The organism is Micromonospora sp. NPDC004336 (genome assembly GCF_053602615.1).
This window is the reverse complement of sequence record NZ_JBSGDY010000208.1, coordinates 1-9,284: the sequence shown is the minus strand read 5'-3', so window position 1 is coordinate 9,284 and position 9,284 is coordinate 1. Positions and strand designations below refer to the sequence as shown.

General features: G+C 73.5%; 9 protein-coding genes and 1 tRNA gene. 5 read left to right on the top strand and 5 right to left on the bottom strand.

Annotated elements, in window-relative coordinates; translation table 11 throughout:
* Positions 1–47: 47 nt before the first annotated feature.
* The gene (locus ACWENR_RS27470) at positions 48–2,441 is read right to left on the bottom strand and encodes a M4 family metallopeptidase (protein WP_452279844.1); all 2,394 of its coding nucleotides are present in this window, start codon (positions 2,439–2,441) and stop codon (positions 48–50) included.
* A gap of 184 nt (positions 2,442–2,625) precedes the next feature.
* Here ACWENR_RS27470 and ACWENR_RS27465 point away from each other — a divergent pair, with 184 nt between their 5' ends.
* From ACWENR_RS27465 to ACWENR_RS27455, 3 genes are all read left to right on the top strand, one after another.
* Positions 2,626–3,186 carry a hypothetical protein gene (locus ACWENR_RS27465; protein ID WP_452279843.1) on the top strand — a complete coding sequence of 187 codons (561 nt, stop codon included), beginning with the start codon at positions 2,626–2,628 and terminating at the stop codon, positions 3,184–3,186.
* Positions 3,187–3,334: 148 nt separating this feature from the next.
* A complete protein-coding gene (locus tag ACWENR_RS27460) occupies positions 3,335–4,954 on the top strand; it encodes a succinic semialdehyde dehydrogenase (RefSeq protein ID WP_452279842.1) in 1,620 nt (539 codons plus the stop codon).
* Positions 4,951–5,523, top strand: a complete 573-nt coding sequence (locus ACWENR_RS27455) for a TetR/AcrR family transcriptional regulator (RefSeq protein ID WP_452279841.1) — start codon at positions 4,951–4,953, stop codon at positions 5,521–5,523. The genes ACWENR_RS27460 and ACWENR_RS27455 overlap by 4 nt, the downstream gene beginning before the upstream one ends.
* Before the next feature lie 126 nt (positions 5,524–5,649).
* On the opposite strand, the gene ACWENR_RS27450 is transcribed toward ACWENR_RS27455, so the two are convergent.
* Genes ACWENR_RS27450 through ACWENR_RS27440 form a run of 3 tightly spaced genes read right to left on the bottom strand, consistent with a single transcriptional unit; the run spans position 5,650 to position 7,264 of the window.
* A complete protein-coding gene (locus ACWENR_RS27450; protein WP_452279840.1) occupies positions 5,650–6,069 on the bottom strand; it encodes a VOC family protein in 420 nt (139 codons plus the stop codon).
* Positions 6,070–6,104: 35 nt separating this feature from the next.
* Positions 6,105–6,509: a helix-turn-helix domain-containing protein gene (locus tag ACWENR_RS27445; RefSeq protein ID WP_452279839.1), complete on the bottom strand. Its 405-nt coding sequence runs from the start codon at positions 6,507–6,509 to the stop codon at positions 6,105–6,107.
* 35 nt (positions 6,510–6,544) lie between these two features.
* Positions 6,545–7,264, bottom strand: a complete 720-nt coding sequence (locus ACWENR_RS27440) for a TetR/AcrR family transcriptional regulator C-terminal domain-containing protein (protein WP_452279838.1) — start codon at positions 7,262–7,264, stop codon at positions 6,545–6,547.
* 100 nt (positions 7,265–7,364) lie between these two features.
* On the opposite strand from ACWENR_RS27440, the gene ACWENR_RS27435 reads away from it, so the two are divergent.
* Entirely contained in the window at positions 7,365–7,592 is a 228-nt protein-coding gene (locus ACWENR_RS27435) for a hypothetical protein (RefSeq protein WP_452279837.1), read from the top strand.
* Between the two features lie 88 nt (positions 7,593–7,680).
* Here ACWENR_RS27435 and ACWENR_RS27430 read toward each other — a convergent pair.
* Positions 7,681–7,757, bottom strand: a tRNA-Thr gene (locus tag ACWENR_RS27430).
* A 333-nt stretch (positions 7,758–8,090) separates the two neighbouring features.
* Here ACWENR_RS27430 and ACWENR_RS27425 point away from each other — a divergent pair.
* Positions 8,091–9,182 carry an ABC transporter ATP-binding protein gene (locus ACWENR_RS27425; protein WP_452279836.1) on the top strand — a complete coding sequence of 364 codons (1,092 nt, stop codon included), beginning with the start codon at positions 8,091–8,093 and terminating at the stop codon, positions 9,180–9,182.
* The last annotated feature ends 102 nt before the right edge of the window (positions 9,183–9,284 follow it).

Here is a 9,284-nt window from a genome sequence, read left to right as displayed (position 1 = left end):
GACCACCCGGGCGGGGTGGTCGCCGGGCCGGCGGCGGTACGGCTACGTCAGGAGACGTTGAGGGCGGTGTCGTCCACGACGAACGACGTCTGGAGCGACGAGTCCTCGGTGCCGGTGAACCGCAGGGTCACGGTCTGGCCCTTGTACGCGGCCAGCGAGAACGACTTCTGGCTGTACCCCGTGGCCTTGTTCAGGTTCGAGTACGTGGCGAGGGTCGCCAGCACCGTCCCGGAGGAGTTGAGCACCTGCACGCGCAGCGTGTCGTACGCGGTGCCGGTGGTGGTCTCCGCCGAGTCGATGTGCAGCCAGAAGCTGAAGTTGTACGACGTGCACCCGGCCGGCAGGCTCACCGACTGGGCGAGCGTCTCGGTGCGGGTGGTCCCGTACCCGTTCATCCACGCGCTCCACGTGCCGGTGCGGGCCGGCTGCGCGGTGCCGTGCTGGCCGATCACGCCGGAGGTCTGCGACCAGGTGGTGGCCCCGGACTCGAAGCCGGGGTTGCCGAGCTTCTGGCCCGGGCTGGTGCAGCCGCCGCCGGTGCCGTTGACGGTCAGCGTGTAGGTGGCGCTGCGGGTGACCGAGCCGGCGCCGTTGACCGTGACCGTGTACGTGCCCGGCGGGGTGGCGGCCGTGGTGGCGACGGTGAGGGTCGAGGAGCCGCCCGCGGTCACCGAGGCCGGGCTGAACGAGGCGGTCGCCCCGCCCGGCAGGCCGGTCGCCGACAGCGTCACCGTCTGGGCCGAGCCGCTGGTCACGGCCGTCGCCACGGTGGTGGAGACCGAGCCGCCCGGGTTCACCGCGCCGGAGGTCGGCGAGAGCGAGACCGAGAAGTCGTTGCCGGTCGAGCAGGGCGCGTCGTTGCCGGCCACGTTCACCGCGGTCCAGGCCGCCTGGACGGTCCGGTACTCCGTGGAGCAGCTGCCGTACAGGTCGGTGGCGGCGCGCAGGCTGTAGGCGCGGGCGGTGTTCGCCGGGTTGCTGGTGTTCACGTACGAGGTGTTGGAGGTGAAGTACGCGTCCAGCGCCCGCCACCAGATCTTCTCGGCCTTGGCGCGGCCGATGCCGGTCACCGCCGGGGCGGAGCCGCAGATCGGCGAGGTGCCGTACGGGGTGGCCCCGGTGCCCTCGGCGAGGTTGAAGAAGAAGTGGTTGGCCACGCCGGACGAGTAGTGCACGTCCTTGTTCTTCGTGGAGGTGGACCAGCAGCTGTCGCCGGAGCCGTCCAGGGCCGGGTTGTACATGTAGCGCAGCGGCGTGCCGTCGCCGTTGATGTTGATCTTCTCGCCGACCTGGTAGTCGCCCGGGTCGGCGGGGCTGTTGGCGTAGAACTCGACCATGTTGCCGAAGATGTCGCTGGTGGCCTCGTTGAGGCCGCCGGACTCGCCGGAGTAGGTCAGGCCGCCGGGGACCACGTTCTCGGTCACGCCGTGGCTCATCTCGTGGGCGGCCACGTCGATGGAGACCAGCGGGCGGGAGTTGCCGCTGCCGTCGCCGTACGTCATCCGGGAGCCGTCCCAGAAGGCGTTGACGTAGTTGTTGCCGTAGTGCACCCGGCTGGGCACGCCCCGGCCGTCGCCGAAGATGCCGTTGCGGCCGTGCACGTTCTTGAAGTAGTCGAAGGTCCTGGCGGCGCCGTAGTGCGCGTCCACGGCGGCGGACTGCCGGTTGGAGGTGGCGCCGGTGCCCCAGGTGTTGTCGGCGTCGGTGACCGTGGTGCACGTCGACGTGCCGTTGTTCATGTCGCACGTGGAGCCGTTGCCGCGCAACGGGTCGATCATCTGGTACGTGCTGCCGGAGAGCGTGGTGTCCACGGTGACGGTGCCCGAGTAGACGCTGTTGCCCGTGCCGGCGACGGCCTCGATCTCGTCGTACGAGCCGACGACCTTGCCGGTGGTGGCGTCGGTGACGACGTGGAACCGCGACGGGGTCTGCCCGTCCGGGTGCCAGCCGGTGACGACGGTCTCCCAGGCCAGCCGCCCCTTGCCGGAGCTGGCGTCGACGAAGAGCTCCGGGGTGCCCACGGCGGTGGGCGTGCCGGAGAACTCGGCGCGGGCGGCCTTCTTCGCCGCCGCGGCGGTGACCCTGGCCGTGGTGGGCAGGGTCAGCGGGGCGTCCAGGCCGACCGAGGAGCCGGCGTAGCCGCCGTTCGGGGTCGTGTGGATGACGAAGTCACCGCCGTACACCCGCAGGCCCCGGTAGGTCCGGGTGTAGCGGGTGTGCGCGGCGCCGTCGGCGTCCACCCTGGTGCTGTGCACCTGGTAGGACTCGGCGTCGGTGCCCTGGACGGCGCCGGGGTTGGCCCGCAGGACGCCCGCCGCGGCGGCGGCGGGGCTGTCGGGGGCGGGGGCGGTGGGGGGTGCCGCGAGCGCCGGGGTGGCGACGACGGTCAGCAGGCCGCTGGTGAGCAGGGCCGTACCGACGGCGGCGAGGGGTCTTTTCACGTGCCCTCCTGAACGGGGGAATACGTGACGGGGATAGTCACGCATGTAGATATAACGATGCGATGACCCGGGAAGGGAAGAGGTGATCGAGATTCCGCACCGGACTCTGACCGATCGGGGGAATCGCGGCGGCGGGGAACCGGGCGGCGACGCCGCGCGTCCGAGCGGCATGAGATCAGCTTCGATGGCCGGCGTCAAGATCGCGCTGGCGGCGACGGTCCTGTCCGGCTGCGCCGCGACCGAGCCGCCCGACCGGGCGACCCCGTCACACACCGGGCCGGCGACCCCCGCCGACACCGGCCGGGCGACCCCGCCCGACGTGGGCCGGGCGACCCCGCCCGGCACGGGACGGCCGACGGCGGCCCCGCCGACCGCGCCGTTCGCCCCCGGCCCGACCGGGGCGGCGGCCCGCGTCGTGCTGACCCGGTCGGGCGGATTCGCCGGGCGCGGGGACACCGTGACCGTGGAGCCCGACGGCCGGTGGACCGCGGTCGACCGCGCCGGCGCCCGGCGCGCCGGCCGCCTCCCCGCCGCCGACCTCGAACGGCTGCGCCGGCTCCTCGCCGACCCCCGGCTCGCGGCCGAGGCCGACCGACCCCCGGCCGGCGCCACCTGCGCGGACGCGTTCCACTACCGGCTGACCGTCGGGGCCGTCGAGACCGGCTACGAGGACTGCCCGCCCGACGCCGCCCCGCCCGAGGTCACCCGGGCGGTGGTGGAGCTGCTGCTCCGGGCCACCGGCTGAGCGCCGCCAGGCGTCCAGGCGTCAGGGGTCCAGGGGTCCAGGCGTCCAGGGGCCCAGGGGCCCAGGGCCCCGGCGTCCAGGCGTCCAGGCGTCCAGGCGTCCAGGCGTCAATTGCAACGCGACGTTGCGTTGCGCTAGCGTGGGTGCCATGACCGCCACCGCCCTTCCCCCGCACGCCGCGCCGGCGGACCGCCCCGCCGGCAACCCGGTCGCCGACGGGCTGCCGCCGGCGCTGCCCGCCGCCGCCACCGCGCTCGTCGGCCAGGTGCGCGGCACCGGGCCGGCGTTCACCCCCACCTCGCCGCTGACCGGCGCGCCGACGGTGGACGTGCCGTCGAGCACCCCCGCCGACGTCGACCGCGCCTTCGCCGGCGCGCGGGCCGCCCAGCTCTCCTGGGCCGACCAGCCCGCGGGGCGTCGGGCCGCCGTCCTGCTCCGGCTGCACGACCTGGTGCTGAACCGGCAGGCCGAAGGGCTCGACCTGATCCAGCTGGAGGCCGGCAAGGCCCGCCGGCACGCGGTCGAGGAGGTCCTCGACGTCGCCATCAACGCCCGCTACCACGCCCGCGCCGCCGCCCGGCTGCTGCGCCCCCGCCGCCGGGCCGGGGCGCTGCCGGTGCTCACCCGCACGCGCGAGCTGCGCTTCCCGGTCGGCGTGGTCGGCGTCGTCTCGCCCTGGAACTACCCCCTCTCGCTGGCCGCCTCCGAGGCGCTGCCCGCCCTGGCGGCCGGCAACGCCGTCGTGCACCGGCCCGACCCGGCCACCATGCTCAGCGCGCTGTGGCTGCGGGCCCTGGCCGTCGAGGCCGGGCTGCCCCCGGCGCTCTGGCAGGTGGTCGCCGGCGAGGGCGCGGAGGTGGGCCCGCTGGTCACCGACCGGGCCGACCTGGTCTGCTTCACCGGCTCCACCCGGGTCGGCCGGGAGGTCGCCGCCCAAGCCGCGCGCCGGCTGGTGCCCGCGTCGCTGGAGCTGGGCGGCAAGAACCCGCTGCTCGTGCTCGACGACGCCGACCTGGACCGGGCGGTGGAGGGCGCGATCCGGGCCTGCTTCGCCAGCGCCGGCCAGCTCTGCGTCTCGACCGAACGCGTCTACGTCGCCGACCCGCTGCACGACGAGTTCCTGCGCCGGTTCGTGGCGCGCACCGCGACGCTGCGGCTGGGCGTCGGCGGCGACTTCGGGGCCGACCTCGGCTCGCTGGCGTCGGCGCGGCAGCTCGACACCGTCACCGCGCACGTCACCGACGCCGTCGAGCGCGGCGCCACCCTGCACACCGGCGGCCGACACCGCCCCGACATCGGCCCGTACGTCTTCGAGCCGGCCGTGCTCACCGGCGTCGCCCCCGGCATGCGGATGTACGCCGAGGAGACCTTCGGTCCGGTCGTCGCGGTCCACCGCTTCGGCACCGACGACGAGGCGGTGGCCCTGGCCAACGACACCGCGTACGGGCTGAACGCCAGCGTGTTCAGCGGCTCCGGGGCGCGCGGCGAGGCGGTCGCCGCCCGGATCGACGCGGGGTCCGTCAACGTCAACGACGGCTACAGCGCCGTCTGGGGCAGCGCCGACGCGCCGATGGGCGGCTGGAAGGACTCGGGGCTGGGCGGCCGGCACGGCGCGGACGGGCTGCTCCGGTTCACCCGGGTCAAGACCGTCGCCCGGCAGCGCGGGCTCGACCTGGCCCCGGCGTACCACCGGCCGGGCGCGCACAGCGCGGCCTGGACCCGCCGGATGACCACGGCGCTGCGCCTGCTGCGCCGTAGCGGGCTGTGAGCGCGGCGCGCGGCCCGCGCGGGGCCGCGGCGATCCACGCGGCCGTGCTGGACCTGCTGGCCTCCGACGGGTACGCCGCGCTGACCGTCGAGGGGGTGGCCCGGCGCTCCGGGATCAACAAGACCACCCTCTACCGCTGGTGGCCGTCGAAGCCCGCCCTGGTCGCGGCGACGTTCCGGCACGCCATCGCCCGGGACCTGCCGGTGCCGGACACCGGCTCGCTGCGCGGCGACCTGACCGCCCTGCTCCGGTCGAAGGCGGCGTTCTTCGCCGACGGGCCGGGGCGGCTCGCCGCCGACGTGCTCGCCCACACCGGTGCGGACGCGGAGCTGGCCCGGCTCGCCGACGAGCTGCTCGGCCAGCACTGCGCACACGTCGCCGAGGTGACCGGGCGGGCCCGCGCCCGGGGCGAGCTGGCGGGGCCGGTCGACGACACGCTCCTGGCCGACCTGCTGCTCGGGCCGGTCTGGCTGCGCGCGGTGGTCACCCACCGCCCGCTGCCGCCCACCGACGCCGACGCCCTCGTCGACACCCTGCTCGCCGGCCTGCCGACCGCCCGGGCCGGGTAGCCGGCCCCCGCCGGGCCAGGCAGCCGGCCCTCGCCGGGTCGGGTAGCCGGCCCCCGCCGGGCCGGGCCGGATCATCGGTCCCGCCGGGGCCGGCGAGGCCCGCCCTCCGAGTACCCCCGTCGCGGGTCAGGCCCGGGGAAACATCTGGCCGATGCGGATCTTGTTGCCGAACGGGTCGCGGATGCCGAAGTCGATCCCGTACGGGCGCTCCATCGGCTCGTCGGTGATCTCGACGCCCTTGGCGACCAGGTCCTCGTACGTCTTCTGCGCGTCGTCGGTGGTCATGAAGAGGAAGCCGCCCAGCGCCCCCTTGGTGAGCAGCTCGCGGACCTGCTCGGCGGTCGCCGGGTCCAGCGCCGGCGGGCCGGGCTTCTCCAGCAGGATCTCGCGCTCCGGGTCGCCGGGGATGTTGACCGTGAGCCAGCGCATGAAGCCGAGGTCGGCGTCGGTGTTGACCTCCATGCCGAGCTTGCCGACATAGAAGTCGAGGGCCTCGTCCTGGTCCAGGACGTAGATCTGGGAGCGGGTGATCGCGTTCATCGTCATGCCGAAGACGCTACGGGGCGGGCCTGACCTGCTGCTTATCCAAAACTGCTGGGTCGGGTCCAGGCCTTGGTGAAGCAGCCCGGAACGGGCGCGGCGAGCGGGGCCCTGAGCCTGCGGTACTCCGACGGCGGCTCGCCGACGATCTGCCGGAACGTGCGGCTGAACGTGCCGAGGCTGGCGAACCCTACCGCGTAGCAGATGTCGGTCACGTCCCGGCGCGTGTGCAGCAGCAGGTACATCGCCCGCTCCACCCGCCGCCGCTGGAGATAGCGGTGCGGGGTCTCGCCGAAGGTGGCCCGGAAGGTGCGGATGAAGTGGGCCTCGGAGACGTGCGCGATCCGGGCCAGCGCCGGGATGTCCAGCGGCTGGTCGTACGCGCGGTCCATCGCGTCCCGCGCGCGCAGCATGGCCCGGTTCGACTCCTCCGCGGCCCTGCTCACGCGACCCAGCATAGGGTCCCGGCACGCCGGGCCCGCTACCTCGGCGCGGTCGCCAGGATCGCGTCGAGGCCCTGGTCGAACAGCTCGTCGTCGCTCCATCGGGCGTCGTCGAGATGGCCGGAGGCGGTGAGGGTCGGATAGGCGGCGGGATCCGCCGTGATGTACCGCCGGGCCGCGCCGCGCGCGTGCGGATCCGCGGTCCGCCGCCAGGTGGCCTCGGTGAGCGCGGCGCCGATGACGTAGTTGGCGAGCAGGCGGGTCGCCACCGCCAGTCGACGCCCCGAGAAGCCGCCGCGGACCAGTGCCGACTGGAGGAACTCGGTGCGCGCGAGCACGTTGGGGCCGAGCATGGGACGCCCGATCAGGCTCGCCGCCCAGGGGTGCCGGAGGATGGCCGCCCGCCAGTCCCGGACCAGCGCGCGTACGTCGTCCCGCCAGTCGCCCACCTCGTGCGGGAGCCGTACGTCGCCGAAGATCTGGTCGACGGCCAGGTCGAGCACGTCGTCCTTCGTCTTCACGTGCCAGTACAGCGCGGTGGACGTGACGTCGAGTTGCTGGGCGAGGCGACGCATCGTCAGGCCGTCCAGGCCGTGCCCGTCGAGCAGGGTCACCGCGGCGTCGACGATGCGTTGCCGGCTCAGCGGCGGCGTACGGCGCGGACGGGCGGACTCCGCACGGAGCCACACCGAGCTGGCGGTATTGGGCCGGCCGGCCGGATCCTCGCGGGGCGCCTGGTCGGATCGGTTGACGGTCACCCGACCCACTCTATTACGGCGCTCGGGTAACTTAACGATGGTAAGTTGCTCGACACGCGTCAGGTTCTGCCGGTCGCCACGCCACAGAGGAGGCTCAGGAATGCCTCTGATCCGGATCCATCTCGACACCGACCCGACGACCGCCCGCCGGGTCCTGGCCCTGCACCGAGCAGGGAAACACCACCACGAGTCCCGGGAGGCCGCCCGGAGCGAGGTCTGGCGGCACGGCCGCACGCCGGCCGCCGAGCCGGTCTTCGTCGGCGTCACCAACGGCAGGCCTCTCCGCCTGATCTACGACGTGGAGGTCCACTTCGACACGACGCCCTGATGCGAAACCCGCGCAGACCGACGGCGCCGGCGGCGGCCGTCAACCGGCCGGCTCGCGACAGCGCCCGTCGCGGAACGCCTGATGGAAATGGAGCCCCCGGCCGGGATCGAACCGGCGACATCTCGCTTACAAGGCGAGTGCTCTGGCCAGCTGAGCTACAGGGGCGCGTGGTGCCGACGTCAGCATAGCGACTGGCGTCCGGATTTCCCCCTCGGCAGGCCCCGCGAGCACGGGAAACGTCGCCGTTGCGGCCCGGCGCGCCGAGCGTCGGGGTCGATTGATGTCTCCCCGTGCCCGAGTGCCCGGAATGCGTATGCCATCCGTCCCACCCGATGCCCCCCGTCTTGGCAGGTTACGGAAAGCCGTTTACCGTGCAGTGACACGGATGACACTTCGATCATCGGCGCGTCGCCCGTGGGCCGGCACACGCACGTGCCGGCCGCTCCTTCCACTCGGATCGTCCGGCACGTTCCTGCCGGTGAAAGGAAGCACCTGACCATGGCTACGGTCACCTACGCCAAGGCGTCCCGGATCTACCCGGGCACCGAGCGCCCCGCCGTCAACCAGCTCGACCTGGAGATCGGCGACGGTGAGTTCCTCGTCCTGGTCGGCCCCTCCGGTTGCGGCAAGTCCACCAGCCTGCGCATGCTCGCCGGCCTGGAGGACGTCGACCAGGGTTCGATCTACATCGACGACCGGGACGTCACCCACCTGCCGCCGAAGGCCCGCGACATCGCGATGGTCTTCCAGAACTACGCCCTCTACCCGCACATGACGGTGTACGAGAACATGGCGTTCGCACTCAAGCTGCGCAAGACCTCGAAGGCCGAGATCGACCGGCGGGTCAAGGAGGCGGCGGCGCTGCTCCAGCTGGAGGAGTTCCTCAACCGCAAGCCGAAGGCGCTCTCCGGCGGTCAGCGCCAGCGGGTAGCGATGGGCCGGGCGATCGTGCGCGAGCCACAGGTCTTCCTCATGGACGAGCCGCTGTCGAACCTCGACGCGAAGCTGCGCGTGCAGACCCGCACCCAGATCGCGTCGCTGCAGGCCAAGCTGGGCGTCACCACCGTCTACGTGACCCACGACCAGGTCGAGGCCATGACCATGGGCCACCGGGTGGCGGTCATGCTCGACGGCGTCCTCCAGCAGGTGGACACCCCGCGGGCGCTCTACGACACCCCGGCCAACGTCTTCGTCGCCGGCTTCATGGGCTCCCCCGCCATGAACATCAAGACCGTGCCGCTGAACGACCGGGGCGCCTCGTTCGCCGAGATGCACATCCCGCTCACCCGGGAGCAGGTCGAGGCCGCCCGCGCCGAGGGCGGCGACGGCAAGGTGACCGTCGGCTTCCGCCCGGAGGACTGCGACCTGGTCAGCCCGACCGAGGGCGGCATGCCCGTCGTCGTCGAGCTGGTCGAGGACCTCGGCTCCGACGCCAACGTCTACGGTCACGCCGCGCTGGAGGGCAACAACGAGCGCTTCGTGGTCCGCACCGACCGGCGCACCATGCCGAACATGGGCGACACCGTCTTCGTCAAGCCGCGCGAGGGCCGCAGCCACGTGTTCAACGCCGCCACCGGCAACCGCATCTGACGTACGACGAGATGGGGGTGCCCGCCGACCGGCGGGTGCCCCCATCGTCGTCTCCGGGCTGAGGGCCCCCGGACAGGCGAAGGGGCGGCCCGCCATCGGCCG

What these genes read in the sequence shown, in the direction of transcription:
- ACWENR_RS27465 (WP_452279843.1), top strand. Translation starts at nt 2,626, where the DNA reads ATGGCCGGCGTCAAGATCGCGCTGGCGGCGACGGTCCTGTCCGGCTGC.
- ACWENR_RS27425 (WP_452279836.1), top strand. Translation starts at nt 8,091, where the DNA reads ATGGCTACGGTCACCTACGCCAAGGCGTCCCGGATCTACCCGGGCACC.
- ACWENR_RS27450 (WP_452279840.1), bottom strand. Translation starts at nt 6,069, where the DNA reads ATGACGATGAACGCGATCACCCGCTCCCAGATCTACGTCCTGGACCAG.
- ACWENR_RS27460 (WP_452279842.1), top strand. Translation starts at nt 3,335, where the DNA reads ATGACCGCCACCGCCCTTCCCCCGCACGCCGCGCCGGCGGACCGCCCC.
- ACWENR_RS27435 (WP_452279837.1), top strand. Translation starts at nt 7,365, where the DNA reads ATGCCTCTGATCCGGATCCATCTCGACACCGACCCGACGACCGCCCGC.